Origin of the sequence: Pseudonocardia nematodicida (assembly GCF_040105385.1) — a bacterium.
GTDB lineage: Bacteria > Actinomycetota > Actinomycetes > Mycobacteriales > Pseudonocardiaceae > Pseudonocardia > Pseudonocardia nematodicida.
Genome location: NZ_JBEDNQ010000003.1, coordinates 270526 through 297152, shown reverse-complemented (window position 1 = coordinate 297152; position 26627 = coordinate 270526). Strand labels below are relative to the sequence as shown.

General features: G+C 69.4%; 29 protein-coding genes. 3 read left to right on the top strand and 26 right to left on the bottom strand.

The window, feature by feature from the left end; all coding sequences use genetic code 11:
* Positions 1 to 13: 13 nt before the first annotated feature.
* The 24 genes from rpmD to rpsL form a co-directional block, all read right to left on the bottom strand.
* A complete protein-coding gene (rpmD, locus tag WIS52_RS08815; protein WP_349297640.1) occupies positions 14 to 199 on the bottom strand; it encodes a 50S ribosomal protein L30 in 186 nt (61 codons plus the stop codon).
* A 5-nt stretch (positions 200 to 204) separates the two neighbouring features.
* Positions 205 to 834 (bottom strand): 30S ribosomal protein S5, encoded by a 630-nt coding sequence (gene rpsE / locus WIS52_RS08810; protein ID WP_349297639.1) that lies wholly within the window; start codon positions 832 to 834, stop codon positions 205 to 207.
* 31 nt (positions 835 to 865) lie between these two features.
* Positions 866 to 1234 carry a 50S ribosomal protein L18 gene (rplR, locus tag WIS52_RS08805; RefSeq protein ID WP_379611076.1) on the bottom strand — a complete coding sequence of 123 codons (369 nt, stop codon included), beginning with the start codon at positions 1232 to 1234 and terminating at the stop codon, positions 866 to 868.
* A 44-nt stretch (positions 1235 to 1278) separates the two neighbouring features.
* Complete coding sequence (gene rplF, locus WIS52_RS08800; protein ID WP_349297637.1) at positions 1279 to 1818, bottom strand: 50S ribosomal protein L6; 540 nt, start codon at positions 1816 to 1818, stop codon at positions 1279 to 1281.
* A 17-nt stretch (positions 1819 to 1835) separates the two neighbouring features.
* Positions 1836 to 2234, bottom strand: a complete 399-nt coding sequence (gene rpsH, locus WIS52_RS08795) for a 30S ribosomal protein S8 (protein WP_349297636.1) — start codon at positions 2232 to 2234, stop codon at positions 1836 to 1838.
* Between the two features lie 108 nt (positions 2235 to 2342).
* On the bottom strand, positions 2343 to 2528 hold the full coding sequence (locus WIS52_RS08790; RefSeq protein WP_068797778.1) for a type Z 30S ribosomal protein S14: 186 nt from the start codon (positions 2526 to 2528) through the stop codon (positions 2343 to 2345).
* Positions 2529 to 2532: 4 nt separating this feature from the next.
* Complete coding sequence (gene rplE / locus WIS52_RS08785; RefSeq protein WP_349297635.1) at positions 2533 to 3096, bottom strand: 50S ribosomal protein L5; 564 nt, start codon at positions 3094 to 3096, stop codon at positions 2533 to 2535.
* 1 nt (position 3097) lies between these two features.
* Positions 3098 to 3424, bottom strand: a complete 327-nt coding sequence (gene rplX / locus WIS52_RS08780; RefSeq protein WP_349297943.1) for a 50S ribosomal protein L24 — start codon at positions 3422 to 3424, stop codon at positions 3098 to 3100.
* Between the two features lie 15 nt (positions 3425 to 3439).
* A complete protein-coding gene (gene rplN, locus WIS52_RS08775; RefSeq protein ID WP_068797776.1) occupies positions 3440 to 3808 on the bottom strand; it encodes a 50S ribosomal protein L14 in 369 nt (122 codons plus the stop codon).
* A gap of 8 nt (positions 3809 to 3816) precedes the next feature.
* On the bottom strand, positions 3817 to 4101 hold the full coding sequence (gene rpsQ, locus WIS52_RS08770) for a 30S ribosomal protein S17 (RefSeq protein ID WP_349297634.1): 285 nt from the start codon (positions 4099 to 4101) through the stop codon (positions 3817 to 3819).
* A complete protein-coding gene (gene rpmC, locus WIS52_RS08765; RefSeq protein ID WP_020622931.1) occupies positions 4098 to 4343 on the bottom strand; it encodes a 50S ribosomal protein L29 in 246 nt (81 codons plus the stop codon). Before rpmC ends, rpsQ begins: the two co-directional genes overlap by 4 nt.
* Complete coding sequence (gene rplP / locus WIS52_RS08760; RefSeq protein WP_349297633.1) at positions 4343 to 4762, bottom strand: 50S ribosomal protein L16; 420 nt, start codon at positions 4760 to 4762, stop codon at positions 4343 to 4345. Before rplP ends, rpmC begins: the two co-directional genes overlap by 1 nt.
* A gap of 3 nt (positions 4763 to 4765) precedes the next feature.
* Complete coding sequence (gene rpsC / locus WIS52_RS08755) at positions 4766 to 5590, bottom strand: 30S ribosomal protein S3 (protein ID WP_349297632.1); 825 nt, start codon at positions 5588 to 5590, stop codon at positions 4766 to 4768.
* Entirely contained in the window at positions 5590 to 6015 is a 426-nt protein-coding gene (rplV, locus tag WIS52_RS08750; protein WP_349297631.1) for a 50S ribosomal protein L22, read from the bottom strand. The genes rpsC and rplV overlap by 1 nt, the downstream gene beginning before the upstream one ends.
* A gap of 37 nt (positions 6016 to 6052) precedes the next feature.
* A complete protein-coding gene (gene rpsS, locus WIS52_RS08745; protein ID WP_010232348.1) occupies positions 6053 to 6334 on the bottom strand; it encodes a 30S ribosomal protein S19 in 282 nt (93 codons plus the stop codon).
* A 15-nt stretch (positions 6335 to 6349) separates the two neighbouring features.
* Complete coding sequence (rplB, locus tag WIS52_RS08740) at positions 6350 to 7183, bottom strand: 50S ribosomal protein L2 (RefSeq protein ID WP_349297630.1); 834 nt, start codon at positions 7181 to 7183, stop codon at positions 6350 to 6352.
* A 16-nt stretch (positions 7184 to 7199) separates the two neighbouring features.
* Complete coding sequence (gene rplW / locus WIS52_RS08735; RefSeq protein WP_349297629.1) at positions 7200 to 7499, bottom strand: 50S ribosomal protein L23; 300 nt, start codon at positions 7497 to 7499, stop codon at positions 7200 to 7202.
* A complete protein-coding gene (gene rplD, locus WIS52_RS08730) occupies positions 7496 to 8170 on the bottom strand; it encodes a 50S ribosomal protein L4 (protein ID WP_349297628.1) in 675 nt (224 codons plus the stop codon). The genes rplW and rplD overlap by 4 nt, the downstream gene beginning before the upstream one ends.
* A complete protein-coding gene (rplC, locus tag WIS52_RS08725; RefSeq protein WP_349297627.1) occupies positions 8167 to 8853 on the bottom strand; it encodes a 50S ribosomal protein L3 in 687 nt (228 codons plus the stop codon). Before rplC ends, rplD begins: the two co-directional genes overlap by 4 nt.
* A gap of 12 nt (positions 8854 to 8865) precedes the next feature.
* Entirely contained in the window at positions 8866 to 9171 is a 306-nt protein-coding gene (gene rpsJ, locus WIS52_RS08720) for a 30S ribosomal protein S10 (protein WP_003938093.1), read from the bottom strand.
* A gap of 501 nt (positions 9172 to 9672) precedes the next feature.
* The gene (gene tuf / locus WIS52_RS08715; RefSeq protein WP_349297626.1) at positions 9673 to 10866 is read right to left on the bottom strand and encodes an elongation factor Tu; all 1194 of its coding nucleotides are present in this window, start codon (positions 10864 to 10866) and stop codon (positions 9673 to 9675) included.
* Positions 10867 to 11013: 147 nt separating this feature from the next.
* The gene (fusA, locus tag WIS52_RS08710) at positions 11014 to 13116 is read right to left on the bottom strand and encodes an elongation factor G (protein ID WP_349297625.1); all 2103 of its coding nucleotides are present in this window, start codon (positions 13114 to 13116) and stop codon (positions 11014 to 11016) included.
* A gap of 47 nt (positions 13117 to 13163) precedes the next feature.
* On the bottom strand, positions 13164 to 13634 hold the full coding sequence (gene rpsG / locus WIS52_RS08705; RefSeq protein ID WP_349297624.1) for a 30S ribosomal protein S7: 471 nt from the start codon (positions 13632 to 13634) through the stop codon (positions 13164 to 13166).
* Complete coding sequence (rpsL, locus tag WIS52_RS08700; RefSeq protein ID WP_010232377.1) at positions 13634 to 14008, bottom strand: 30S ribosomal protein S12; 375 nt, start codon at positions 14006 to 14008, stop codon at positions 13634 to 13636. The genes rpsG and rpsL overlap by 1 nt, the downstream gene beginning before the upstream one ends.
* 773 nt (positions 14009 to 14781) lie before the next feature.
* Here rpsL and WIS52_RS08695 point away from each other — a divergent pair.
* Positions 14782 to 15675, top strand: a complete 894-nt coding sequence (locus WIS52_RS08695; protein ID WP_349297623.1) for an alpha/beta hydrolase — start codon at positions 14782 to 14784, stop codon at positions 15673 to 15675.
* Between the two features lie 517 nt (positions 15676 to 16192).
* Complete coding sequence (locus WIS52_RS08690; RefSeq protein ID WP_349297622.1) at positions 16193 to 16717, top strand: anthrone oxygenase family protein; 525 nt, start codon at positions 16193 to 16195, stop codon at positions 16715 to 16717.
* A gap of 178 nt (positions 16718 to 16895) precedes the next feature.
* Here WIS52_RS08690 and WIS52_RS08685 read toward each other — a convergent pair whose 3' ends face one another.
* On the bottom strand, positions 16896 to 20807 hold the full coding sequence (locus tag WIS52_RS08685; RefSeq protein ID WP_349297621.1) for a DNA-directed RNA polymerase subunit beta': 3912 nt from the start codon (positions 20805 to 20807) through the stop codon (positions 16896 to 16898).
* Positions 20808 to 20856: 49 nt separating this feature from the next.
* The gene (gene rpoB, locus WIS52_RS08680) at positions 20857 to 24366 is read right to left on the bottom strand and encodes a DNA-directed RNA polymerase subunit beta (protein ID WP_349297620.1); all 3510 of its coding nucleotides are present in this window, start codon (positions 24364 to 24366) and stop codon (positions 20857 to 20859) included.
* Positions 24367 to 24879: 513 nt separating this feature from the next.
* On the opposite strand from rpoB, the gene WIS52_RS08675 reads away from it, so the two are divergent.
* Positions 24880 to 26565, top strand: coding sequence for an AMP-binding protein (locus tag WIS52_RS08675; RefSeq protein ID WP_349297619.1), 1686 nt, complete (start codon positions 24880 to 24882; stop codon positions 26563 to 26565).
* The last annotated feature ends 62 nt before the right edge of the window (positions 26566 to 26627 follow it).

The following is a 26627-nucleotide window of genomic DNA, read 5'->3' as shown; positions in this document are numbered from 1 at the left end:
GAGCTGTTCTCGCTCACGACTGCACCTCCTCCACCGTCACGAGGTGGCGCACCGTGTGGATGTACCCGCGGGTCTGCGGGTCGTCCGGACGCTCCACCGACTGCCGGATCTTGCGCAGGCCGAGCGAGCGCAGCGTGTCGCGCTGGTTCTGCTTGCAGCCGATCCGGCTCTTCACCTGGGTGATCTTCAACGTGGCCATGCCGCTCACACCTTCGCCGCGTCGGCCTCGGCGCGCTGGCGCATCATCCGAGCGGGCGCCACGTCCTCGAGCGGCAGGCCGCGGCGGGCCGCGACCTCCTCCGGACGCTGGATCGCCTTCAGCGCAGCCACCGTGGCGTGCACGATGTTGATCGCGTTGTCGGAGCCGAGGGACTTGGACAGGATGTCCGAGATCCCGGCGCACTCCAGCACCGCGCGGACCGGGCCACCGGCGATGACACCGGTACCCGGGGAGGCCGGGCGCAGCATGACGACGCCGGCGGCGTCCTCACCCTGCACGCGGTGCACGATCGTGCCGCCGATGCGCGGGACGCGGAAGAAGTTCTTCTTCGCCTCCTCGACGCCCTTGGCGATCGCGGCCGGCACCTCCTTGGCCTTGCCGTAGCCGACGCCCACCAGGCCGTCACCGTCGCCGACGATCATCAGCGCGGTGAAGCTGAACCGGCGGCCGCCCTTGACGACCTTGGCCACGCGGTTGATCGTGACCAGCCGCTCGATGTACGGGGTCTTGTCCTGGGCCGCCCCACGGCCACCGTCCCGGCGGTCCCGGCTGTTGCGGTTGTCGTTGCTACCGCCACCGGGCCCTCCGCCGTCACGCCGCGTACGTCCCGGCATCAGACGATCCCTTCGATCTTGGTCTGGTTCATCAGAACTCCAGGCCCCCCTCGCGGGCGGCGTCGGCGAGCGCCGCGATCCGCCCGTGGTAGGCGAGACCACCCCGGTCGAACACGACCGACGAGATTCCGGCCTCCTTGGCGCGGGCGGCGACGAGCTCGCCGACCTTGGCCGCCTTGGCCTTCTTGTCGCCCTCCAGGCCGCGGACCTCGACGTCCAGGCTCGACGCGTGCACCAGGGTGTTCCCGGCCAGGTCGTCGATCACCTGCACGATGATGTGCCGCGAGCTGCGGTGCACCGCGAGGCGCGGGCGCTGCGGGGTCCCGGAGATCTTCTTGCGCAGCCGGGCGTGCCGGCGGATGCGGGAGTCGCGACGCTTGCGCGCGACCTGCGACGCCATCCGACGGCGAGCGGCCCCGGAAACGGTCTCGTTCGTCTCGGCCATCACTTACCCGTCTTCCCGACCTTGCGGCGGACCTGCTCGCCGGCGTAGCGGACGCCCTTGCCCTTGTACGGGTCGGGGCGGCGCAGCTTCCGGATGTTGGCGGCGGTCTCGCCCACCAGCTGCTTGTCGATGCCGGAGACCGAGAACCGGGTCGGCGACTCGACGGCGAAGGTGATGCCCTCCGCCGGCTCGATGACGACCGGGTGCGAGAAGCCCAGGGCGAACTCCAGGTTCGAGCCCTTGAGCTGCACCCGGTAGCCGACGCCGTGGATCTCCAGCTTCTTCTCGTAGCCGGCGCTCACGCCGACCACGATGTTGTTCACGAGGGAGCGGGTCAGGCCGTGGTAGGCCCGGGTCTCGCGCTCCTCGTCCGGGCGCTTCACCAGCACCGTGCCGTCGTCGTCGCGCTCGATCGTGATCGGCTCGACGACGGTGTGCGACAGGGTGCCCTTCGGGCCCTTCGCGGTGACCGTGCGGCCGTCGATCGTGATCTCCACGCCGGACGGGACGGTGATGGGCAGCTTTCCGATGCGGGACATCGTCCGTTACCCCTCTCTCACCAGACGTAGGCGAGGACTTCCCCGCCCACGCCGCTCCGGTAGGCCTGCTGGTCGGTCATCAGACCCCGCGAGGTCGAGATGATCGCCACGCCGAGGCCACCCAGGACCCGCGGCAGGTTCGTCGACTTCGCGTAGACGCGCAGACCGGGCTTGGAGACCCGGCGCAGGCCGGCGATGCTCCGCTCACGGTTGCGGCCGTACTTCAGCTCGACGACCAGGGACTTGCCGACCTCGGCGTCCTCGGTGTGGTGCGCGTAGATGTAGCCCTCCTTCTGAAGGATCTCCGCAATGGCGACCTTCAGCTTGGAGTGCGGCATCACGATGCGGTCGTGGTAGGCCGAGTTCGCGTTCCGCAGACGGGTCAGCATGTCTGCGATCGGATCGGTCATCGTCATGGTGTCTGTCTCTTTCCCACCGTGGTTCCTCGTACCGGCGCGGTGCCCCCGGTCAGGGGCACCGCACCGGGGCGGGCCTGCGGTGATAGGCGTAGGCGGCGGAGCCGTCTACCAGCTGGACTTGCTCACACCCGGCAGCTCGCCGGCGTGCGCCATGTCGCGCAGGCACACGCGGCAGAGGCCGAACTTGCGGAAGACCGCACGCGGCCGGCCGCACTTCTGGCACCGGGTGTAGCCCCGGACCGCGAACTTCGGCGTCGCGTTCGCCTTGTTGATGAGCGCCTTCTTCGCCATTCGCTCAGCTCTCCTTGAACGGGAAGCCCAGGTGGCGCAGCAGCGCCCGGCCCTCGGCGTTCGTGGTCGCGGTGGTCACGACGGTGATGTCCATGCCACGCGGCCGGTCGATGGTGTCCGGGTCGATCTCGTGGAACATCGACTGCTCGTTCAGGCCGAACGTGTAGTTCCCGCGGCCGTCGAACTGGTTGCCCTCGAGTCCGCGGAAGTCGCGGATACGGGGCAGCGCGATCGTCAGCAGCCGGTCCAGGAACTCCCACATGCGGTCGTTCCGCAGGGTCACCTTGGCGCCGATCGGCATGCCCTCACGCAGCTTGAACTGCGCGATGGACTTGGTCGCCCGCCGCAGCTGCGGCTTCTGGCCGGTGATGGTGGCCAGGTCCCGCAGCGCGCCGTCGATCAGCTTCGAGTCCCGTGCGGCGTCGCCGACACCCATGTTCACCACGACCTTGGTCAGGCCGGGGATCTGCATGACGTTCTTGTAGCCGAACTCCTCCTGCAGCGAGCCGAGGATCTCGGCGCGGTAGCGCTCCTTGAGACGAGGCAGCGTCTTCTCGGCGGTGGTCATCTCAGATCTCCTTCCCGTTGCGCTTGGAGATCCGGACGCGACGGGTCACGCCGTCCTCACCCTCGACGGTCTTCTTGCCGATGCGGGTCGGCTTGCCGTCGGAGTCGACGACCATCACGTTCGAGACGTGGATGGCGGCCTCCTGGGTGACGATCCCGCCGCTCTCGGCCCCGCGCTGGTTCTGGCTGACCCGGGTGTGCTTCTTGATCCGGTTCACGCCCTCGACCAGCACGCGCTGACGCTCCGGGTAGGCCTCGATGACCTTGCCCTTGGCGCCCTTGTCCTTACCGGCGATCACCAGGACGGTGTCGCCCTTCTTCACCTTCATCTTCGCCTTCATGAGTCAGAGCACCTCCGGGGCGAGGGAGATGATCCTCATGAACTTGCGGTCGCGCAGCTCGCGCCCGACCGGGCCGAAGATGCGGGTCCCTCGCGGTCCGTTGTCCGGCTTGATGAGGACAGCGGCGTTCTCGTCGAAACGGATGTAGCTGCCGTCGGGACGGCGCTTCTCCTTCTTCGTGCGCACGATGACCGCCTTGACGACGTCACCACGCTTCACGCCGGCACCGGGGATGGCCTCCTTGACCGTGGCGACGATGACGTCGCCGATCCCGGCGTAGCGCCGCGCGGAGCCGCCCAGCACCCGGATGCACAGGATCTCCTTGGCACCGGTGTTGTCGGCGACGCGCAGCCGCGACTCCTGCTGGATCACTTCGACTCCTACTTGGCCTTCTCGAGGATCTCCACCAGCCGCCAGCGCTTGGTCGCCGACAGCGGACGGGTCTCCATGAGGCGGACACGGTCGCCGATGCCGGCGGTGTTCCCCTCGTCGTGCGCCTTGACCTTGCTGGTCCGGCGGATGACCTTGCCGTAGAGGGGGTGCTTCACCCGGTCCTCGAGGGAGACGACGATCGTCTTCTCCATCTTGTCGGACACGACCAGGCCCTCACGGACCTTGCGCTCCCCGCGCTGCTCGTTCTGCTCGGTACCGGCCTGCTCACTCACGCCGCGCCCTCGCTCTCGGTCGGGGCGGCGGAAAGGCCGAGCTCACGCTCGCGCATCACGGTGTAGCACCGCGCGATGTCGTGACGGACGGCCCGCAGCCGCCGGTTGTTGTCCAGCTGCCCGGTGGCCATCTGGAAGCGGAGGTTGAACAGCTCCTCCTTGGCCTCCCGGACACGCACGACCAGCTCCTCGTCGGAGAGCTCGCGCAGCTCGGCGGCCTTGGTGTTGCCACTGCTCGCCATCAGATGTCACCACCCTCACGGGACACGATCCGGCACTTCATGGGCAGCTTGTGGATGGCCCGGGTGAGCGCCTCGTGGGCGGTCTCCTTGTTCGGGAAGGTCATCTCGAACAGCACCCGGCCCGGCTTGACGTTCGTGACCCACTTCTCCGGCGAACCCTTACCGGAACCCATGCGGACCTCGGCGGGCTTCTTCGTCATCGGGATGTCCGGGAAGACGTTGATCCAGATCTTCCCGCCACGACGGATGTGCCGGTTGATCGCGATACGCGCCGACTCGATCTGCCGGTTGGTCACGTAGGCCGGCTCCAGCGCCTGGATGCCCCAGTCACCGAAGGTGACCGCGGTGCCGCCGCTGGCCATGCCCTTGCGCTTGGGCCGGTGCTGCTTGCGGTGCTTGACCTTGCGTGGGATCAGCACGGTTCAGCTCTCCCCACCGTTGCTCTGGTTCTCGGCCGGCGCCTCGGCGGTCGCCGTGGCGGTGCCGGCACCCTGGGCGGCGCGGCCGGCCTCGGTGCTGGTCGCCGTGGTGCCCGAGGCACCCGAGCGACGACGGGCCGGACGCTCGCGGCGCGGGCCGCGGCCGGGGGCCTCGGCGGCCGGGGTGTTCTCCCGGCGTCCGCCGACGACGTCACCCTTGTAGATCCAGACCTTCACGCCGATCCGGCCGAAGGAGGTCCGGGCCTCGAACAGGCCGTAGTCGATGTCCGCGCGCAGCGTGTGCAGCGGGACGCGACCCTCGCGGTAGAACTCCGACCGCGACATCTCGGCGCCGCCGAGCCGGCCGGAGCACTGCACCCGGATGCCCTTGACAGCGGGGGAGCGCATGGCCGACTGGATGGCCTTGCGCATGGCCCGCCGGAAGGCGACCCGGTTCGACAGCTGCTCGGCCACGCCCTGCGCGACGAGCTGCGCGTCCGACTCCGAGGCCTTGACCTCGAGGATGTTCAGCTGGACCTGCTTCTTGGTCAGCTTCTCGAGGTTGCCGCGGATGCGGTCGGCCTCGGCGCCGCGGCGGCCGATCACGATGCCCGGACGGGCGGTGTGGATGTCCACCCGCACCCGGTCCCGGGTCCGCTCGATCTCGACCTTGGAGATGCCGGCCCGCTCCATGCCCTTGGAGAGCATCTTGCGGATCTCGACGTCCTCCTTCACGTACTCCGAGTACTGCTTGTCGGCGTACCAGCGCGACTTCCAGTCCGTGGTGATGCCCAGGCGGAAGCCGTGCGGGTTGATCTTCTGCCCCATCAGCGGGCCCTCCCCTTCGCACCACGACGGCCGGCCTTCGCGGGAACCGACTCGACCTCGATGGTGATGTGGCTCGTCCGCTTGCGGATCCGGTACGCGCGCCCCTGGGCACGCGGTCGGATCCGCTTGAGCGTCGGGCCCTCGTCGACCATCGCCACGTCCACCACGAGGGTGTCCGGGTTCAGGCCCAGGTTGTTCTCCGCGTTGGCCGCGGCGCTGGCCACGACCTTCGCCACCGGCTCGGCCGCGGCGTGCGGCGAGAACCGCAGGATCGCCAGCGCCTCGCTGACCGGCAGGCCGCGGACCAGGTCCACGACGCGCCGGGTCTTCATCGGCGAGCTGCGGACGAACCGCGCCACGGCGCGCGCACGAGTCGGCTCGAGCACGGCGCCGGTGGTCTCGTCAGACGTAGTTGCGTCTGCCATTGTCTCCACCTCTCCTTGTCGCTACTCGGGCCGGCTTCTAGCGCCGACGGGCCTTGCGGTCGTCCTTGATGTGCCCCCGGAAGGTCCGGGTCGGGGCGAACTCGCCCAGCTTGTGCCCGACCATCGAGTCGGACACGAACACCGGCACGTGCTTGCGGCCGTCGTGCACCGCAATGGTGTGACCGATCATGTCCGGGATCACGGTGGACCGGCGGGACCACGTGCGGATGACGGTCTTCTTGCCGGACTCGTTGAGGGCGTCCACCTTCTTGAGCAGGTGGTCGTCGACGAACGGGCCCTTCTTCAGGCTGCGCGGCATGTCTTACCTCCTGCTCTAGCGCTTCTTGCCGGTACGGCGCCGGCGGACGATCAACTTGTCGGACGGCTTGTTCCGGCGGGTGCGCCCCTCGGGGGTACCGGCCGGGTTCACCGGGTGGCGGCCACCGGAGGTCTTGCCCTCACCACCACCGTGCGGGTGGTCGACCGGGTTCATGACCACACCACGGACGGTCGGGCGCTTGCCCTTCCACCGCATCCGGCCGGCCTTGCCCCAGTTGATGTTGGCGTGCTCCGAGTTGCCCACCTCGCCGATCGTGGCGCGGCAGCGCACGTCGACGTTGCGGATCTCGCCGGAGGGCATCCGCAGCTGCGCGTAGGGCCCGTCCTTGGCGACCAGCTGGACGCCGGCACCGGCCGAGCGCGCGATCTTGGCGCCGCCACCGGGGCGGAGCTCGATCGCGTGCACCACGGTGCCCGTCGGGATGTTGCGCAGCGGCAGGTTGTTGCCCACCTTGATGTCGGCCCGGGGGCCGTTCTCGATCGGGTCGCCCTGCTTGAGCTTCGCCGGCGCGATGATGTAGCGCTTCTCGCCGTCGGCGTAGTGCAGCAGCGCGATCCGCGAGGTGCGGTTCGGGTCGTACTCGATGTGCGCGACCTTCGCCGGGACGCCGTCCTTGTCGTTGCGACGGAAGTCGATCAGGCGGTAGGCCCGCTTGTGGCCACCACCCTGGTGCCGGGTGGTGATCCGCCCGTGCACGTTCCGGCCGCCCTTGTTGTGCAGCGGACGGATCAGCGACTTCTCCGGGTGGTCCCGGGTGATCTCGGCGAAGTCCGACACGCTCGAGCCGCGGCGGCCCGGGGTCGTCGGCTTGTACTTACGAATGGCCATGGGTCAGCTCGCTCCCTCAGCTCGCCGGGCCACCGAAGACGTCGATCGCCTTGCTCTCCGGGGAGAGCGTGACGATCGCGCGCTTGGTGTCCTTGCGCTTGCCGTAGCCGGTGCGGGAGCGCTTGCGCTTGCCCGGGCGGTTCAGCGTGTTCACGCTGGTCACCTTGACCCCGAACACCTTCTCCACGGCGATCTTGATCTGGGTCTTGTTCGCGTCCGGCGCGACGACGAACGTGTACTGGCGGTCGTCGAGCAGGCCGTAGCTCTTCTCGGACACGACCGGCTTCAGCAACACGTCCCGCGGGTCCGTGATCACTTCTCGGCCTCCTCAGCGGCAGCCCGGCGGGCCTTCGGCGTCGCGATGGGGCCGGACAGGAACTCGTCCAGCGCCGCCTGCGTGAACAGCACGACGTCGTTGACGAGCACGTCGTGGGTGTTCAGCTGGTCCGGCGCGATCAGGTGGACCTGCGTCAGGTTGCGCAGGCTCAGCAGCGAGGTCTCGGCGTCGCGCTCGACGACGGCCAGGACCCGGCCGGCGTCGGGGACCACGGTCTCGAGGACCTTGCGGGCCGCCTTCGTCGACGGGGCGTCCCCACCGACGAACGAGGACACGACGTGCACGCGGCCGGCGCGAGCCCGGTCGGAGAGGGCACCGCGCAGGGCGGCGGCCTTCATCTTCTTCGGGGTCTTCTGCGAGTAGTCCCGCGGCGTCGGGCCGTGCACGATGCCACCACCGGCGAACTGCGGCGCGCGGACCGAGCCCTGACGGGCGCGACCGGTGCCCTTCTGCCGGTACGGCTTCTTGCCACCACCGCGGACCTCGCCGCGGGTCTTGGTGTCGTGCGTGCCCTGGCGCGCCGCGTTCAGCTGCGCGGTCACCACCTGGTGCATGAGGGCGACGTTGGCGGTCACGTCGAAGACGTGGTCGGGCAGCTCGACGCTGCCGTTGTCCGCGCCGTCGGACGTCTTGATCTGCACGGTGCTCACTTGCCATCACCCTTCGCGGGGGTCTTCACCACGACGAGCCCACCACGGGGACCGGGGACCGCACCCTTGACGAGCAGCAGCCCGCGCTCGGCGTCCACCCGGTGGACCTTGAGGTTCTGCGTGGTCTGGCGGTCGGAACCCATCCGGCCGGCCATCCGCACACCCTTGAACACGCGACCGGGGGTGGCGCACCCGCCGATCGAGCCCGGCGAACGGTGCTTGCGCTGGGTGCCGTGCGAGGCGCCCAGACCGGCGAAGCCGTGGCGCTTCATGACACCGGCGAAGCCCTTGCCCTTGGTCACGCCCACCACGTCCACCTCGGCCACCTCGGCGAACGCCTCGACGGTGACCTCCTGGCCGGGGGTGTAGTCGGCGGCGTCGGAGGTGCGCAGCTCCAGCAGGTGCCGGCGCGGGGTCACGCCCGCCTTGGCGAAGTGGCCGGTCTCCGGCTTGTTCACCTTGCGCGGGTCGATCGCGCCGTAGGCCAGCTGGACGGCGGTGTAGCCGTCGGCGTCCTCGGAGCGGACCTGGGTCACGACGTTGGGTCCGAGCTGGACCACGGTGACCGGCACGACCCGGTTGTTCTCGTCGAACAGCTGGGTCATCCCGAGCTTGGTGCCCATCAGGCCGGTGATCTTCCGGACCTGCTTGGTCGCAGTCGTCTTCTTGATCGAAGCAGTCATCGTCCCCAGGCCTTACTGGATGTTGACGTCGACACTCGCCGGAAGGTCGATGCGCATGAGCGCGTCCACCGTCTTCGGCGTCGGGTCGAGAATGTCGATCAGCCGCTTGTGCGTGCGCATCTCGAAGTGCTCGCGCGAGTCCTTGTACTTGTGCGGCGAGCGGATGACGCAGTACACGTTCTTCTCGGTCGGCAGCGGCACAGGGCCGACGACCCGGGCACCGGTACGCGTCACCGTCTCCACGATCTTGCGAGCAGACGCGTCGATTGCCTCGTGGTCATAGGCCTTGAGCCTGATGCGGATCTTCTGTCCCGCCATGGTCGTCGGTCGTCCTCTTCTTCCTGCCGCGGGGGTTGTCGCGGTGTCGGCCCCGTAAGAACTCGCGCCGTGCTGCCACCGGGGGACCGGTGCGGCCGGCTGCGGCCCGTGCCCTGTTCAGGTCTGTCGGCCGGAGACCCGTGCGTCCAGTTCCCTGGAGCACTCGTCCCGCCGGGGCTCTCCGGTCCACGAGGTCGGGCGTGTCGCGCTCGATCCCCATGGCTGTGCCCGGGTCACCGCGTCCCTCCCCCTCTGGGGCGGGCATGTCGCTGGGTCCACCTCGGCTCCGTCGCCCTGCGGACAGGACGAGCGGGACGAGGCTCACAACAAGCATGGCGCGTAGAGCGCGACACCTGAACTACCGGAGGTCCGGGAACAGGAGCGGCGCTTCCACGCGCCATGCTCATCGTGCAACCAGTCAAGGATGCCACACCGGAGTGCGGCTCCCTCGACCGGGGGGGTGGGGTGCGGGGCCGGCCGGATCGGCGCGGCCCCGCGACCTCACGCGTTGATCTTGGTGACCTGGCCGGCGCCCACGGTGCGGCCACCCTCGCGGATGGCGAACTGCAGGCCCTCCTCCATGGCGATCGGCTGGATCAGCTGAACGCTCATGGTGGTGTTGTCACCCGGCATGACCATCTCGGTGCCGGACGGCAGGGTCACGACACCGGTCACGTCGGTCGTCCGGAAGTAGAACTGCGGACGGTAGTTGTTGAAGAACGGGGTGTGACGGCCGCCCTCGTCCTTGCCCAGGATGTACACCTGGCCCTCGAACTCGGTGTGCGGCGTGATCGAACCCGGCTTCACGACGACCTGGCCGCGCTCCACGTCCTCACGCTTGATACCGCGCAGGAGCAGACCGACGTTCTCGCCCGCGCGACCCTCGTCGAGGATCTTGCGGAACATCTCGACACCGGTGACGGTGGTCGAGGTCTTGTTCGGCCGGATGCCGACGATGTCGACGGTCTCGTTGACCTTGACGATGCCGCGCTCGATACGGCCGGTGACGACCGTGCCGCGACCGGTGATCGTGAAGACGTCCTCGACCGGCATGAGGAACGGCTTCTCGACGTCGCGCTCCGGCTCCGGGATCGCCTCGTCGACGGCGTCCATCAGCTGGACGATGGCCTCGCCCCACTGGGCGTCGCCCTCGAGGGCCTTGAGCGCCGAGACGCGGACGATCGGGAGGTCGTCTCCCGGGTAGTCCTGGTCCGAGAGGAGCTCACGGACCTCCATCTCGACGAGCTCCATGATCTCCTCGTCGTCGACCATGTCCGCCTTGTTCAGGGCGACGACGATGTACGGCACGCCCACCTGACGCGCGAGCAGCACGTGCTCACGGGTCTGCGGCATCGGGCCGTCGGTCGCGGCGACCACCAGGATCGCGCCGTCCATCTGGGCGGCACCGGTGATCATGTTCTTCACGTAGTCGGCGTGCCCGGGGCAGTCGACGTGCGCGTAGTGCCGCTTCTCGGTCTGGTACTCGACGTGCGCGATGGAGATCGTGATACCGCGCTGGCGCTCTTCCGGCGCCTTGTCGATCATGTCGAACGCCGAAGCCTCGTTGAGGTTCGGGAACTTGTCGTGCAGAACCTTGGTGATGGCCGCCGTCAGCGTGGTCTTGCCGTGGTCGATGTGACCGATGGTGCCGATGTTGACGTGCGGCTTGGTCCGCTCGAACTTCGCCTTCGCCACTGCTGGGTCCTCCTGGACTGGTGTTGTCTCCGCCGTGCTGACGGCAGGTCTGTGGGTGTGCGGTGCGGGCCGCGGACCTTACCGATCCGCGGACCGCACCAGACGAGCAGGTCCGACGTGGTGCCGAGCCGACCCGCGTTGCGAGTTCTACTCGCCCGTCGCCTTCGCGATGATCTCCTTCGCCACGTTCGCCGGAACCTCGGCGTACGAGTCGAAGACCATCGTGTAGTTCGCCCGGCCCTGGGTCCGCGACCGGAGGTCGCCGACGTAGCCGAACATCTCGGACAGCGGCACGAGCGCCTTGACGACGCGGGCGCCGGCCCGCTCCTCCATGGCCTGGACCTGGCCGCGGCGGGAGTTCAGGTCACCGATGACGTCGCCCATGTAGTCCTCGGGCGTCGTCACCTCGACGGCCATCATCGGCTCGAGGATGGCCGGGCTCGCCTTGCGGGCCGCCTCCTTGAACACCATCGAACCGGCGACCTTGAAGGCCATCTCCGAGGAGTCGACCTCGTGGTACTGCCCGTCCAGCAGTGTGCACTTCACACCGACCACGGGGTAGCCGGCCTGGATGCCGTACTGCATGGCGTCCTGGACACCCTGGTCGACCGACGGGATGTACTCCCGCGGGATGCGACCACCGGTGACCTTGTTCTCGAACTCGTACAGCGCACCGTCGCCGCCCACGAGCGGCTCCAGGTTGATGATGACGCGGGCGAACTGCCCCGAGCCACCGGTCTGCTTCTTGTGCGTGTACTCGTGCTTCATCACCGGCTGCCGGATGGTCTCCCGGTAGGCGACCTGCGGCTTGCCGATGTTGGCCTCGACCTTGAAGTCGGACTTCATCCGGTTGACGAGCACCTCGAGGTGGAGCTCGCCCATGCCGGCGATGATGGTCTGGCCGGTCTCGTCGTCCAGGGAGACCTGGAACGTCGGGTCCTCCTCGGCAAGCTTCTGGATCGCCAGGGAGAGCTTCTCCTGGTCGGCCTTCGACTTCGGCTCGACGGCCACCTGGATAACCGGGTCCGGGAAGGTCATCGACTCGAGGACGATCGGGTTCTGCGGGTCGCAGAGCGTGTCGCCCGTGGTCGTGTCCTTCAGGCCGATCACCGCGTAGATGTGGCCCGCGATGGCCTCGTCGACCGGGTTCTCCTTGTTGGAGTGCATCTGGAACAGCTTCCCGATGCGCTCCTTCCGGTCCTTGGTCGAGTTGATGATCTGCGCGCCCGACGCGACCCGGCCCGAGTACACCCGGACGTAGGTCAGCTTGCCGAAGAACGGGTGCGCGGCGATCTTGAAGGCCAGCGCCGAGAAGGGCTCCTCCTTGGAGGGCTTCCGGCTCGCCGGGGTCTCGCCGTCGGTGAGGAAGCCCTCGACCGCCGGCACGTCGTACGGCGACGGCAGGTAGTCGATGACCGCGTCGAGCATGGGCTGGACGCCCTTGTTCTTGAACGCGGAGCCGCACAGCACCGGGTACGCAGCCCGGTCGGTGACGAGCTTGCGGATGCCGGCCTTGATCTCAGCGACCGTCAGGTCCTCGCCGCCGAAGTACTTCTCCATCAGGGCGTCGTCGGTCTCGGCGACGGCCTCGATGAGGGCGGTCCGGTACTCCTGCGCCTTCTCCTGCAGGTCGGCCGGGATCTCCTCGACCGCGTAGTCCTCGCCCTTCTTGGGCTCACCACGCCAGGTCAGGGCCCGCATCTCGACCAGGTCGATGACACCGATGAAGTCGTTCTCGGCGCCGATCGGGATCTGCAGCGGCAGCGGGGTCGCGTTCAGCCGGTCCTGGATCGTCCGGACGGTGAAGTAGAAGTCCGCGCCCAGCTTGTCCATCTTGTTGACGAAGCAGATGCGGGGGACGTCGTACTTGGTGGCCTGCCGCCAGACCTGCTCGGACTGCGGCTCGACCCCCTCCTTGCCGTCGAACACCGCGACCGCGCCGTCGAGCACCCGCAGGGACCGCTCCACCTCGACGGTGAAGTCGACGTGCCCGGGGGTGTCGATGATGTTGATCTGGTGGTCGTTCCAGAAGCAGGTCGTCGCGGCCGACGTGATCGTGATGCCGCGCTTCTGCTCCTCCTCCATCCAGTCCATGGTGGCGGCGCCGTCGTGCACCTCACCGAGCTTGTAGTTGATCCCGGTGTAGTACAGGATCCGCTCGGTCGTGGTGGTCTTACCGGCGTCGATGTGGGCCATGATGCCGATGTTGCGGACCTTCGTGAGGTCCGTCAGCACGTCCTGTGCTGCCACTGCTCAGCTCTCCCTCGATCGCGAGTTGGCGCCCGACGGTCGGCCGGTCACCAGCGGTAGTGGGCGAAGGCGCGGTTCGACTCCGCCATCTTGTGCATGTCCTCGCGCCGCTTGACGCTGGCGCCGAGGCCGTTGCTCGCGTCGAGCAGCTCGTTCATGAGCCGCTCGACCATGGTCTTCTCGCGGCGCTGCGCCGAGTACGTGACGATCCAGCGCAGGCCCAGGGTGGTCTGCCGGACGGCACGGACCTCGACCGGGACCTGGTAGGTCGCGCCACCGACGCGGCGGCTGCGGACCTCGAGCGCCGGCTTCACGTTGTCGAGCGCACGCTTCAGCGTGACGACCGGGTCGGTACCGGTCTTGTCCCGGGTGCCCTCCAGCGCGGCGTAGACGATGCGCTCGGCGAGCGACCGCTTGCCGTCCTTGAGGACCTTGTTCACCAGCTGGGTGACCAGCGGGGAGCCGTAGACCGGGTCCGAGACCAGCGGCCGCTTCGGTGCGGGGCCCTTGCGGGGCATCAGCTCTTCTCCTTCTTCGCGCCGTAGCGGCTGCGGGACTGCTTACGGTTCTTGACGCCCTGGGTGTCCAGCGAACCGCGGATCACCTTGTAGCGGACGCCCGGCAGGTCCTTCACACGACCGCCGCGCACCAGCACGATCGAGTGCTCCTGCAGGTTGTGGCCCTCGCCGGGGATGTAGGCGGTGACCTCGATACCGCTGGAGAGCCGGACGCGGGCGACCTTGCGCAGCGCGGAGTTCGGCTTCTTGGGGGTCGTGGTGTACACGCGGGTGCACACCCCGCGGCGCTGGGGGCTCCCCTTGAGCGCGGCGGTCTTGGTCTTGGCGACCTTGTCCTCGCGGCCCTTACGGACCAGCTGCTGGATCGTGGGCATGAACCGTCTACTTCTTCCCTCGACGTGGCTCGACTGCGCTCGACCGGTGCTCTCGCCGCAGTCGCGGTAGTCGCTGTCTCGTGCTCTAGCTGTTCGTTCTCCGGGGGCCGCGGGCGCCGGCGGATCCGTGAACCGCACCGTCGCACCGGACCCCGGGGTCGGGCGTGTCGTCCCGCGCACGCTCGGGAGCCGGAAAGGCCCCGCGGAGGCGTTCGGGACGTCCGTCGCGCCCTTCACCGGAGCGCCGCCACGACCCGGGCGGCCGGACCGGATCCCACGACGGGGAGCCGGTGACGTCCTGCCACACGGGTCCGGGCACCACGAGGCACGCGGACCGGCCCGACCGAGGTCGAGCGCAGGACACGAGAATACTCGGCCCTCTCGGAGGCGGTCAAAGCGGGTCGGTTCTCCGACCTGCCTCGGGACCTCCGGGGGGCTTCCGGACGTCCGCGGATCCGCCGGACGACTGTCCGGAGGAGACCTGTGTGGCCCGACGATGCCGCACGAATCTGCGGCTGGCAAGCGGACTCACCCGCTCGTCGCAGATCGCCCGCCGCTCATCGCGGTACGGGCAGAGCCGGACGATGGTGATTCCGCGCCGGTCGGTGCGCGGGACGATGCGAACCGTCCCGGGCCACTGCGCGTGAACCCGTGCAGCATACGACCTTCCCCCGCCGCGCCGTCACACACCCCGGCCTGCGAGGAACCGTCGCCGGTTGCGAGAAGGCTCGCCCGATCGGACACGCGGCGGCACCGGATCGCTATCGTCCGGTATGCACCTGCCGAGCTCCGTGAACCGGTTCGTCACCAGGACGGTCATCGCACCGCTGCTGTCCCCGGCCCTGCCCGTCCGGTTGCGCCGGACCGGGCTCGACCGCGTCGGTGGCTCCGTGCCGCTCCCCCGCGGCACCCGGCGGGCCCGTGGCGACCTGGGCGGCGTCCCCACCGAGGTGGTCGCCCCGTCCGTCCCGTTCGGCCCGCTGCGGGTGCTGTACCTGCACGGCGGCGGCTACCTCGTCGGATCCGCCGCCTCGCACCGGCCGCTCACCGCCGGCCTGGCCCACGCCACGGGTTCCCCGGTCCTCGTTCCCGAGTACCGGCTCGCACCGGAACACCCGTTCCCGGCCGCCCTGGACGACGCGTCCGCCGCCTGGCGAGCCGTCCGCGAGGCACACCCCGCACAACACATCGCGGTCGTCGGTGATTCCGCCGGTGCCGGGCTGGCCATGTCCCTGCTGCACCGGCTGCGCGCGGACGGCGAAGATCTTCCCGGATCGGTCGGGCTGATCTCCCCGTGGCTGGACCTGACGCTGACCGCGGAGGCGCTCACCCGCAACGCCCCGCTCGACGCGATGCTCGACCCGGCCTGGCTCCCGGGCGCGGTGGCCGACTACGCCGGCCCGCACAGCGGCGCCGAGGAGCTCCGTCCGCTCGACGCCGACCTCTCCGACCTGCCGCCGCTGCACGTCGTCGCCGGCGCCGACGAGGTCCTCGTGGACGACGCCGACGCGCTCGTCCGCCGCGCCCGGGAGGCCGGCACCCCGGTCTCCTACGACCGGGTCGACGACATGTGGCACGACTTCCCGCTGATGGCCGGCCTGCTCGCCGAGGCCGACGAGGCCCTGGCGTCCCTCGGCAAAGCCCTGCGGTTCGACTGCGCGCCCTGACCGGACCGGCCACGTCGGGGGGGCGCCACACCCGGCCAGGCCAGGCCAGGCCCGGCCAGGTCAGGTCAGGTCAGGCCCGGGTCCGGGCCGGATCGAGGCCGGGCCGGATCGAGGCCGGGCCGGATCGAGGCCGGGCCGGATCGAGGCCGGGCCGGATCGAGGCCGGGCCGGATCGAGGCGGACGGGCAACGGTCCTGCCGCCATGATCATCGGTCCGGCACCGATCGGGGCCAGAACTGGCACTGATCGGCACCCGGGCGATGATCCGGGCCGCCGCACCCGATCCGCACGCACGGTGAGCCGCATCGGGGGCGGGGCCGGAGGGCCGATCCCCGCCGAGATACGGATGAGCGGGAGTTCTGGATCTCTGAGGCCCGCTGAGGCGTATCTCGGCGGTATTCCGGGCGGGGACGGACCCGGGGATGGACGATCGGGCACGCACACGAGCGTTCGGAGCGTGTCCCGGCACCGCCGTGTGCGCTGGACTGTCGGTGTGACGGACGCGCAGCGACACCCGATGCTCGAGCGATCCGGCCGGCTCGCCGGGCTCGTGCTCGGGGCCGGCACGGTCTGTCTCGCGATGATCGCGGGGATGTTCTTCGACTGGGCGGTCGCGATCATGCCGGCGCTCGCCGGGGTCGACGACCGGACCTACGTCGCCGTGCTGCAGCAGGCGAACGCGACGATCAACGGCAGTCCGCTGTTCCTGCTCGCGTTCCTGGGCGCGTTCGTGGTCACCGGCGTGGCGGCCGTGCTCCAGTACCGGCTCGGTGCGCGGGCGGCCGTCCGGTGGATCGTCGCCGCGCTCGTCCTCTACGTGGTCGCCGTGGGGATCACCGCCGGGGTGAGCATCCCGCTCAACGACACGCTGCAGGCCGCCGGCGCCCCGGACGCGATCGCCGACCCCGCCGGTCTCCGCACGGCCACCGAGGGCCCGTGGGTGACCGGCCACGACATCCGGACCGTCGCCACGGTCCTGGCGCTCGGCTGCCTGTGCCGGGCGATGCTGCTGGCCCCTCGCGGCGGCTCGGCCGTCCGCTGAGCCCCGGGGCACCGGCCGTGCGCCGTCGCACCGGTGATCGATCCCCGGGACGGTCGAACGCGAACGGCCCGGAACGTACGAACGGGGCCGGACACCGCCACGGGAGAGCGGTGTCCGGCCCCGTTCGAGGGACCAACTCCGGGCCGGGCCCCGCCGTCGCGGGGCCCGGCGACCACAGTTACCTGTAGTCGCGCCCGAAGTCGTAGTCGTCCAGCGGCACCGCGGCACCGGTGCCCGTGCCGAACACGTCGGGGCTGTAGTAGCCGTCGTCGTAGCTCGGCAGCGCGTAGGCGGCCGCGCGGGCCTCCTCGGTGGGCTGCACCGTGATGTTGCGGTACCGGTTGATGCCGGTGCCGGCCGGGATCAGCTTTCCGATGATCACGTTCTCCTTGAGCCCGACGAGCTTGTCGCGCTTTCCGTTGATCGCGGCATCGGTGAGGATCCGGGTGGTCTCCTGGAACGAGGCCGCGGACAGCCACGACTCCGTCGCCAGCGAGGCCTTGGTGATCCCCATCAGGACCGGCCGGCCGGACGCGGGCTCGAGGCCCTCGGCGACGACCCGGCGGTTCTCGGACTCGAACTCGCCCCGCTCGGCGAGCGCGCCGGGCAGGAACTCGGTCGCACCCGAGTCGATGATCGTCACCCGGCGCAGCATCTGCCGGACGATGACCTCGATGTGCTTGTCGTGGATGTCCACGCTCTGCGTGCGGTACACCTTCTGCACCTCACGCACCAGGTGCAGCTGCACCTCGCGCGGACCCAGGACCCGCAGCACCTCGTGCGGGTCGGCGGTGCCCTCCAGGAGCAGCTGACCGACCGTCACGTGGTCCCCGTCAGCCAGCGGCCGCTCGGTGCCGTCGACCGAGGTCATCCCGAGCCACTGCCGCTTGGACAGCTTCTCGTAGACGATCTCCTCGCCGCCGTCGTCCGGGATCAGCGTGATCTTCCAGAAGCGGTCGCCGTCCTCGATGCGGATGCGCCCGTCGACGTCGGCGATCGGCGCCTTACCGCGCGGGACCCGGGCCTCGAAGAGCTCGGTGACACGCGGCAGACCGGTCGTGATGTCGTCGCCGGCCACACCACCGATGTGGAAGGTACGCATCGTCAGCTGCGTACCCGGCTCACCGATGGACTGCGCGGCGACGATGCCGACGGCCTCGCCGACGTCCACCAGCTTGCCGGTGGCCATCGAGCGGCCGTAGCAGCGGCCGCAGATGCCGGTGGCGGACGCGCAGGTCAGCGCGGACCGCACGCGGATCGTCTTGACGCCGGCCTCGACCAGCGCGTCGAGCGCCGGGTCGCCAAGGTCGTCGCCCTTGCCGATGATCACCGTGCCGTCCGGCGCGGTGATCTCCTCGCCGGAGGTCCGGGCGTAGACCGAGGTACGCAGGTAACGGTGCGGGATGAGCCGCCCGTCGCTGGTCTCCTCGGTGACCGCCATCGGGACCGCCCGCTCGGTGCCGCAGTCGACCTCGCGGACGATCACGTCCTGCGACACGTCGACCAGACGACGGGTCAGGTAACCCGAGTCCGCGGTCCGCAGCGCGGTGTCCGCCAGACCCTTCCGGGTGCCGTGCGTGGAGATGAAGTACTCCAGCACCGACAGGCCCTCGCGGAAGTTCGACTTGATCGGCCGCGGGATGTACTCGCCCTTGGGGTTCGCCACCAGGCCCTTCATGCCCGCCAGCTGGCGGACCTGGGCCATGTTCCCGGCCGCGCCGGACTGCACGATCGTCGGGATCGGGTTGTCCTGGGGGAAGTTCTCCTCCATGGACCGCGCGACCTCTTCCGCGGCCTGCGACCAGATCTTGACCATCTCGTCGTTGCGCTCCTGGTGCGACAGGGCACCACGCTGGTAGCGCTTGTTGATCTGGTCGGCCTTCGCCTCGTACGAGTCGAGGATCTCCTGCTTGTTCGGCGGGACCACGACGTCGTCGATGGCGAGGGTGACGCCCGAGCGGGTCGCCCAGAAGAAGCCGGCGTCCTTGAGCCGGTCCAGGACCTGCGCGACCTCGGTCATCGAGTACCGCTCGGCCAGATCGTTGATGATCATGGCCTGACGCTTCTTCGGCAGCGGCTCGTTGACGAACGGGTAGTCCGCCGGGAGCAGCTCGTTGAACAGCACCCGGCCGAGCGTGGTGTCGGCGGTCCAGACACCCTCGTCGGTCACGGTCTCGGCCGCGGCCCCCGCGGTCGGCGTGACCTGCGGGAGCCGGATCTTGATCGGCGCCTGCAGGTGGAGCACCTTGCGGTCGTAGGCCATGATCGCCTCGGCCGAGGAGCCGTAGTGGTTCCCGGCGCCCTGGACCTCCTCGCGGAGCCGGGTCAGGTGGTACAGACCCGTCACCATGTCCAGACGCGGCATCGCCAGCGGGCGGCCGGACGCCGGGGACAGGATGTTGTTCGACGACAGCATCAGGACCCGGGCCTCGGACTGCGCCTCGGCCGACAGCGGCAGGTGCACCGCCATCTGGTCACCGTCGAAGTCCGCGTTGAACGCCTCGCAGACCAGCGGGTGCAGCTGGATGGCCTTGCCCTCGACCAGCTGCGGCTCGAAGGCCTGGATGCCGAGACGGTGCAGCGTCGGCGCCCGGTTGAGCAGCACCGGGTGCTCGGAGATGACCTCCTCCAGCACGTCCCACACCTGGGACCGGCCGCGCTCGACCATCCGCTTGGCCGACTTGATGTTCTGCGCGTGGTTGAGGTCCACCAGGCGCTTCATCACGAACGGCTTGAACAGCTCCAGCGCCATCTGCTTGGGCAGACCGCACTGGTGCAGCTGCAGCTGCGGGCCGACGACGATGACCGAACGGCCGGAGTAGTCGACGCGCTTGCCGAGCAGGTTCTGACGGAACCGGCCCTGCTTGCCCTTGAGGAGGTCGGACAGCGACTTGAGCGGGCGGTTGCCCGGCCCGGTCACCGGCCGGCCGCGGCGGCCGTTGTCGAACAGCGCGTCGACGGCCTCCTGCAGCATCCGCTTCTCGTTGTTGACGATGATCTCGGGCGCGCCGAGGTCGATCAGTCGCTTGAGGCGGTTGTTCCGGTTGATGACCCGGCGGTACAGGTCGTTCAGGTCCGAGGTGGCGAACCGGCCACCGTCGAGCTGCACCATCGGGCGCAGGTCCGGCGGGATGACCGGGACGCAGTCGAGCACCATGCCCATCGGCGAGTTGCCGGTGGACTGGAACGCCGCGACGACCTTCAGGCGCTTCAGCGCGCGGAGCTTCTTCTGGCCCTTGCCGGACCGGATGATCTCGCGCAGCTTCTCGGCCTCGGCCTCGATGTCGAAGTTCTTCAGAAGCGTCTGAATCGCCTCGGCACCCATGGCACCGGTGAAGTAGTCGCCGTAGCGGTCGTACAGCTCGCGGTAGATCGACTCGTCCGCGATGAGCTGCTGGACCTCGAGCTTGGTGAAGGTCGTCCAGATCTCGTCGAGCCGGTCCAGCTCGCGCTGGGCCCGGTCACGGAGCTGGCGCATCTCCCGCTCGCCGCCGTCCTTGACCTTGCGGCGGACGTCGCCCTTGGCACCCTCGGCCTCGAGCTCGGCGATGTCGGCCTCGAGCTTCTGGGCGCGGGCCTCGAGGTCGGCGTCGCGGGTCTGCTCGACCCGCCTGCGCTCCACGCTCATCTCGTTCTCGAGCGTGGACATGTCGTTGTGCCGCAGCTCGCCGTTCACCGAGGTGATCGTGTAGGCCGCGAAGTAGATGATCTTCTCGAGGTCCTTGGGAGCCAGGTCGAGCAGGTAGCCCAGCCGGCTCGGGACGCCCTTGAAGTACCAGATGTGCGTGACCGGCGCGGCCAGCTCGATGTGGCCCATCCGCTCACGACGCACCTTGGCGCGAGTGACCTCGACGCCGCAGCGCTCACAGATGATGCCCTTGAACCGGACGCGCTTGTACTTGCCGCAGTAGCACTCCCAGTCCCGGGTCGGACCGAAGATCTTCTCGCAGAAGAGCCCGTCCTTCTCCGGCTTCAGGGTGCGGTAGTTGATGGTCTCCGGCTTCTTGACCTCGCCGTGCGACCACTGGCGGATGCCCTCGGCGGTGGCCAGGCCGATGCGCAGTTCGTCGAAGAAGTTGACGTCGAGCACGTAAGTCCTCTGTTTCTTCGTTATCTCGGCTAGACGGTCTACGGGAAGGTCAGTTGACGACGTCGTCGACGGTCATCGACTCCGAGCCGGGGCGGCTGGACAGGTTGATGCCCAGGTTCGCCGCGGCGCGCTCGAGGTCCTCGTCGTCGGCGTCCCGCATCTCGATCGCCGCACCGTCGCTGGAGAGCACCTCGACGTTCAGGCAGAGCGACTGCAGCTCCTTGAGGAGCACCTTGAACGACTCGGGGATCCCCGGCTCCGGGATGTTCTCGCCCTTGACGATCGCCTCGTAGACCTTGACCCGGCCCACGACGTCGTCGGACTTGATCGTCAGCAGTTCCTGCAGGGTGTAGGCCGCGCCGTACGCCTGCATGGCCCAGCACTCCATCTCACCGAAGCGCTGGCCACCGAACTGCGCCTTACCGCCCAGCGGCTGCTGGGTGATCATCGAGTAGGGGCCGGTCGACCGGGCGTGGATCTTGTCGTCCACCAGGTGGGCCAGCTTCAGGATGTACATGTAGCCGACCGCGACCGGGAACGGGTACGGCTCACCGGAGCGGCCGTCGAGCAGCTGCGCCTTGCCGTCCGGCTGCACCATGCGCTCGCCGTCCCGGTTGGGGCGGGTCGAGCCGAGCAGACCGGTGATCTCGTTCTCGCGCGCACCGTCGAAGACCGGCGTGGCGGTCTTGGTGTCGGCTGGCACCGAGTACAGCTCCTCGGGCATCCGCGACGCCCACTCGGGCGTGCCCTCGATCTCCCAGCCGGACTTGGCGATCCACCCGAGGTGGGTCTCCAGGATCTGGCCGATGTTCATCCGTCGCGGCACACCGTGGGTGTTCAGGATGATGTCGACCGGCGTGCCGTCGGCGAGGAACGGCATGTCCTCCACCGGGAGGATCTTGCCGATGACGCCCTTGTTGCCGTGCCGGCCGGCGAGCTTGTCGCCGTCGGAGATCTTGCGCTTCTGGGCCACGTAGACGCGGACCAGCTCGTTGACGCCCGGCGCCAGCTCGTCGTCGTCGTCCCGGGAGAAGACCCGGATGCCGATGACCTTGCCGTTCTCGCCGTGCGGCACCTTCAGCGAGGTGTCGCGCACCTCGCGCGCCTTCTCACCGAAGATCGCGCGCAGCAGCCGCTCCTCCGGGGTCAGCTCGGTCTCGCCCTTCGGGGTGACCTTGCCGACCAGGATGTCGCCGGGCTGGACCTCGGCACCGATCCGGATGATGCCGCGCTCGTCGAGGTCGGCGAGCACGTCCTCGGAGACGTTCGGGATGTCCCGGGTGATCTCCTCGGCGCCCAGCTTGGTGTCCCGGGCGTCGACCTCGTGCTCCTCGATGTGGATCGAGGTGAGGACGTCGTCCTGGACGAGGCGCTGCGACAGGATGATCGCGTCCTCGTAGTTGTGGCCCTCCCACGGCATGATCGCCACGAGCAGGTTCTTGCCCAGCGCCATCTCGCCGTTCTCGGTGCACGGCCCGTCGGCGAGCACCTGGCCCACCTCGACCCGGACGCCCTCGTCGACGATCGGCTTCTGGTTGTTGCAGGTGCCCTGGTTCGAGCGGCGGAACTTGTTCAGACGGTAGGTCTGACGCTGCCCCTCGTCGTCCATGACGGTGATGTAGTCGGCGCACAGCTCCTCGACGACACCGGCGGCCTCGGCCACCACGACGTCGCCGGCGTCGACCGCGGCACGCAGCTCCATGCCGGTACCGACCAGCGGCGACTCCGAGCGCAGCAGCGGCACCGACTGGCGCTGCATGTTCGCGCCCATCAGCGCGCGGTTCGCGTCGTCGTGCTCGAGGAACGGGATCATCGCCGTCGCGACCGACACCATCTGGCGCGGCGAGACGTCGATGTACTCGACGCCCGAGGGCGAGATCAGGTCGACCTCGCCGCCCTTACGCCGGACCAGGACGCGGTCCTCGGCGAAGGAGCCGTCGTCGTTCAGCCGGGCGTTGGCCTGGGCGACGACGAAGCGGTCCTCCTCGTCGGCGGTCAGGTAGTCGATCTGGGAGGTGACGACACCTTCGGTGACCTTGCGGTACGGGGTCTCGATGAAGCCGAACGGGTTGACCCGCGCGTAGGACGCCAGCGAGCCGATCAGACCGATGTTCGGACCCTCGGGGGTCTCGATCGGGCACATCCGGCCGTAGTGCGACGGGTGGACGTCGCGGACCTCCATGCCCGCCCGCTCCCGGGACAGACCGCCCGGGCCGAGCGCCGACAGGCGGCGCTTGTGGGTCAGGCCCGCGAGCGGGTTGTGCTGGTCCATGAACTGGGACAGCTGCGAGGTGCCGAAGAACTCGCGGATCGCGGCCGTGATCGGCCGGGTGTTGATCAGCGTCTGCGGCGTGATGGCCTCGACGTCCTGCGTGGTCATCCGCTCGCGGACGACCCGCTCGGTCCGGGACAGCCCGACCCGCACCTGGTTCTGGATCAGCTCACCGACGGTACGCAGACGCCGGTTGCCGAAGTGGTCGATGTCGTCGGTCTCGACCGGGATCTCGGTCGCGGAGTCGCCCGAGCCGGACGTCATCGTGGTCTCGCCGGCGTGCAGCCGGACGAGGTACTCGATGGTGGTGGCGACGTCCTCCTCGGTCAGCGTGCCGACCGAGTTGTCGATGTCCAGACCGAGCTTCTTGTTGGCCTTGTAGCGCCCGACCTTGGCCATGTCGTAGCGCTTGTCCTTGAAGAACAGGTTCTCCAGGAGGGCCTGCGCGGACTCGCGCGTCGGCGGCTCGCCGGGGCGCAGCTTGCGGTAGATGTCGAGCAGCGCCTCGTCCTGACCCGCGGTGTTGTCCTTCTCCAGCGTGGTCATGATCGTCTCGGAGAAGCCGAAGCGCTCCCCGATCTGCTCGGCGGTCCAGCCCAGCGCCTTCAGCAGCACGGTGACCGGCTGGCGGCGCTTGCGGTCGATCCGGACACCGACGGTGTCGCGCTTGTCGACGTCGAACTCGAGCCAGGCACCCCGGCTCGGGATCAGCTTGACCGAGTAGACGTCCTTCTCGGTCGTCTTGTCGATCGCGTGGTCGAAGTACACACCGGGCGACCGCACGAGCTGCGACACGACGACGCGCTCGGTGCCGTTGATGATGAACGTGCCCTTGTCGGTCATCACGGGGAACTCGCCCATGAAGACCGTCTGGGACTTGATCTCACCGGTGGTGTTGTTGGTGAACTCCGCGGTGACGAACAGCGGGGCACCGTAGGTCATGTCCTTGTCCCGGCACTCCTCGACGGAGGCCTTGACCTCGTCGAAGCGAGGGTCGGAGAAGGACAGCGACATGGAGCCGGAGAAGTCCTCGATCGGCGAGATCTCGGTGAGGATCTCCTCCAGACCGCTGACCGGGAGGTCGTCGCCGGCCTCGATCCGGCGCTGGAACCAGGCCTCGCTGCCCACCAGCCACTCGTAGGACTGGATCTGCAGGTCGAGGAGGTCAGGGACCTCCAGCGGCTCGGCGATCTTCGCGAAGGTGACCCGGGTGGGTGCGCCGGGGTAGTTCGGGTTCGCCGAAGCGGAGAGGGTCGAGGTGGTCGCGGCGGCGCGGGAGACAGCCAAGATGCGTCCTTCCGAGAACTGCGCTTCTCGTCTGGCGTGCGCCGGTGGCGAGCGCTACCGTCGGTCCCGATCCGCGCGGGGTCCCCCCGGATCGACCTCGGCAGCACGCCTCGTTGCACGCCGTCTGTTGTCAGGCGCCCCTGCGCACCGGATCACGGCGCCCGCTCCGCCGGACCCTCTCCGGCGGCCGGTGAGCCGGCCCGGATACTTCCCGGTAGCTGGCGCTGAGAACCTGGACGCAGGCAGCGCAAAGAATGACTATAGACGCCGCGAGCGCAGCTGTCGAGACAGGTCGCCGATTCCAGCATCCAGGCAACCATCGTTGCCCAAGAGTGACCTGCCCGCCGCACCGAGTCAAGTCCCTCCGCGTCGATGAACGGTCAGATCCCCGGGACGACCGGTAGCAACCGTCCGCTCACGGCTCATCTCGGACGGTTGACACGATCTCGGCGGTCTGCGAACGATCGGCGGTGCGCCGAACGCACCAGAGCCGATGCCGCCGGGAGGCCGACGATGTCCGACACGACGCTGCCGTCCGCCGCCGATCGTCCCTGGTCGGCACGCTACGCCGCCGGGCAGCCGCGGCATCTCGATCCGGCCTACCCCGACGCACTGAGCATGTTCCGGTCCGCGGTCTCCCGGAACCCGGACGGCGACGCGCTGCGCTACTTCGACGGCCGTCTCACCTGGGCCGAGCTGGATGCGCTGTCCGACGCGCTGGCCGTCGGACTGCTCGACGTCGGGCTCACCGCGGGTGACCGCGTCGCGCTGTACCTGCAGAACGTGCCGCAGTTCGTGATCGGCCTGGTCGGGACCTGGAAGGCGGGCGGCATCGCGGTGCCGGTGAACCCGATGAACCGGGCGCGCGAGCTGGACCTGCTGCTGCGCGACTCGGGCGCCACGGTGCTGCTCTGTCTCGAGTCGCTGTACACGGGCGTCGCCCGCGAGGTGCTGCCCGGGACGGAGGTCCGGACGGTGCTCACCACCTCGGAACGCGAGTACCAGACCCGCGACGACCCGCGCGCCTTCCCGGGCGGCCGGCCCGCCGGTGTCGCGGGCACCACGGACCTGCGGGAGCTCCTCGGGACCCACCGCGGCTCCGTCCCGCCGCCGGTCTCCCTCGCCCCCGGGGACACCGCGTTCCTGACCTACACCTCGGGGACCACCGGTCCGCCGAAGGGCGCGATGAACACCCACGGGAACGTGGTGTTCACCAGCGGTGTCTACGCGACCTGGTGCGGGCTCGGGCCGGACGACGTGGTGCTCGGCGTCGCCCCGCTGTTCCACATCACCGGGCTGATCGCGCACGTCACGCTGGCCCAGTACCTGGCCGCGCCGCTGGTGCTGTTCCACCGGTTCGAGCCCGCGCTGGCGGTGGACGTGATCCGTGAGCACCGGCCGACCTTCACCGTCGGGGCGATCACCGTGTTCATCGCGCTGTCGAACGCACCGAACGCCGACCGCGCGGCGTTCGCCTCGCTGCGCACCATCTGTTCGGGCGGGGCGCCGATCCCGCCGTCGGCGGTGACCGCGTTCCACGACGTCTCCGGGCAGTGGATCCACAACGTCTACGGCCTGACCGAGACCACGTCGCCGTCGCACTGCACCCCGATCGGCGTGCGGGGGCCGGTCGATCCGGCGTCCGGAGCGCTGTCGGTCGGGGTGCCGGTCCCGGACACCGTGGTCCGGATCCTCGACGACGACGGCCGGGAGGTCCCGACCGGCGAGGTGGGCGAGATCTGCACGTCCGGCCCGCAGGTCGTGCCCGGGTACTGGAACAAGCCGGAGGAGTCGGCGGCGGCGCTGCGCTCCGATCCCGCCCACCCGGGCGAGCTGCACACCGGCGATGTCGGCTACACCGACGCCGAGGGCTGGTTCTACCTCGTCGACCGGAAGAAGGACCAGATCAACGCGGGCGGCTACAAGGTCTGGCCGCGCGAGGTGGAGGACGTGCTCCACGAGCACGAGGCGGTGCGGGAGGCGGCGGTCGTCGGGGTGCCGGACGACTACCGCGGGGAGACGGTGAAGGCGTTCGTCTCGCTGCGGCCCGGGTCGGCCGTGACGCCCGAGGAGCTGATCGCCTTCGCGAGGGAACGGATGGCGGCCTACAAGTACCCGCGGCAGGTGGAGATCCTCGACGAGGTGCCGAAGACCGCCACCGGGAAGGTGCTGCGCCGGGAGCTGCGGGACCGCTCCTGACCCGGTCCGCACACGCGAGAGGGGGCGGGACCCGGCCGGGTCCCGCCCCCTCTCGGTGCGGC

What these genes read in the sequence shown, in the direction of transcription:
- rpmD (WP_349297640.1), bottom strand. Translation starts at nt 199, where the DNA reads ATGGCCACGTTGAAGATCACCCAGGTGAAGAGCCGGATCGGCTGCAAG.
- rpsE (WP_349297639.1), bottom strand. Translation starts at nt 834, where the DNA reads ATGCCGGGACGTACGCGGCGTGACGGCGGAGGGCCCGGTGGCGGTAGC.
- rplR (WP_379611076.1), bottom strand. Translation starts at nt 1,234, where the DNA reads ATGGCGTCGCAGGTCGCGCGCAAGCGTCGCGACTCCCGCATCCGCCGG.
- rplF (WP_349297637.1), bottom strand. Translation starts at nt 1,818, where the DNA reads ATGTCCCGCATCGGAAAGCTGCCCATCACCGTCCCGTCCGGCGTGGAG.
- rpsH (WP_349297636.1), bottom strand. Translation starts at nt 2,234, where the DNA reads ATGACGATGACCGATCCGATCGCAGACATGCTGACCCGTCTGCGGAAC.
- WIS52_RS08790 (WP_068797778.1), bottom strand. Translation starts at nt 2,528, where the DNA reads ATGGCGAAGAAGGCGCTCATCAACAAGGCGAACGCGACGCCGAAGTTC.
- rplE (WP_349297635.1), bottom strand. Translation starts at nt 3,096, where the DNA reads ATGACCACCGCCGAGAAGACGCTGCCTCGTCTCAAGGAGCGCTACCGC.
- rplX (WP_349297943.1), bottom strand. Translation starts at nt 3,424, where the DNA reads ATGAAGGTGAAGAAGGGCGACACCGTCCTGGTGATCGCCGGTAAGGAC.
- rpmC (WP_020622931.1), bottom strand. Translation starts at nt 4,343, where the DNA reads ATGGCGAGCAGTGGCAACACCAAGGCCGCCGAGCTGCGCGAGCTCTCC.
- rpsC (WP_349297632.1), bottom strand. Translation starts at nt 5,590, where the DNA reads ATGGGGCAGAAGATCAACCCGCACGGCTTCCGCCTGGGCATCACCACG.
- rplV (WP_349297631.1), bottom strand. Translation starts at nt 6,015, where the DNA reads ATGGCAGACGCAACTACGTCTGACGAGACCACCGGCGCCGTGCTCGAG.
- rpsS (WP_010232348.1), bottom strand. Translation starts at nt 6,334, where the DNA reads ATGCCGCGCAGCCTGAAGAAGGGCCCGTTCGTCGACGACCACCTGCTC.
- rplB (WP_349297630.1), bottom strand. Translation starts at nt 7,183, where the DNA reads ATGGCCATTCGTAAGTACAAGCCGACGACCCCGGGCCGCCGCGGCTCG.
- rplC (WP_349297627.1), bottom strand. Translation starts at nt 8,853, where the DNA reads ATGACTGCTTCGATCAAGAAGACGACTGCGACCAAGCAGGTCCGGAAG.
- rpsJ (WP_003938093.1), bottom strand. Translation starts at nt 9,171, where the DNA reads ATGGCGGGACAGAAGATCCGCATCAGGCTCAAGGCCTATGACCACGAG.
- rpsG (WP_349297624.1), bottom strand. Translation starts at nt 13,634, where the DNA reads ATGCCCCGCAAGGGCCCCGCACCGAAGCGGCCGCTGGTCTCGGACCCG.
- rpsL (WP_010232377.1), bottom strand. Translation starts at nt 14,008, where the DNA reads ATGCCCACGATCCAGCAGCTGGTCCGTAAGGGCCGCGAGGACAAGGTC.
- WIS52_RS08695 (WP_349297623.1), top strand. Translation starts at nt 14,782, where the DNA reads ATGCACCTGCCGAGCTCCGTGAACCGGTTCGTCACCAGGACGGTCATC.
- WIS52_RS08690 (WP_349297622.1), top strand. Translation starts at nt 16,193, where the DNA reads ATGCTCGAGCGATCCGGCCGGCTCGCCGGGCTCGTGCTCGGGGCCGGC.
- WIS52_RS08675 (WP_349297619.1), top strand. Translation starts at nt 24,880, where the DNA reads ATGTCCGACACGACGCTGCCGTCCGCCGCCGATCGTCCCTGGTCGGCA.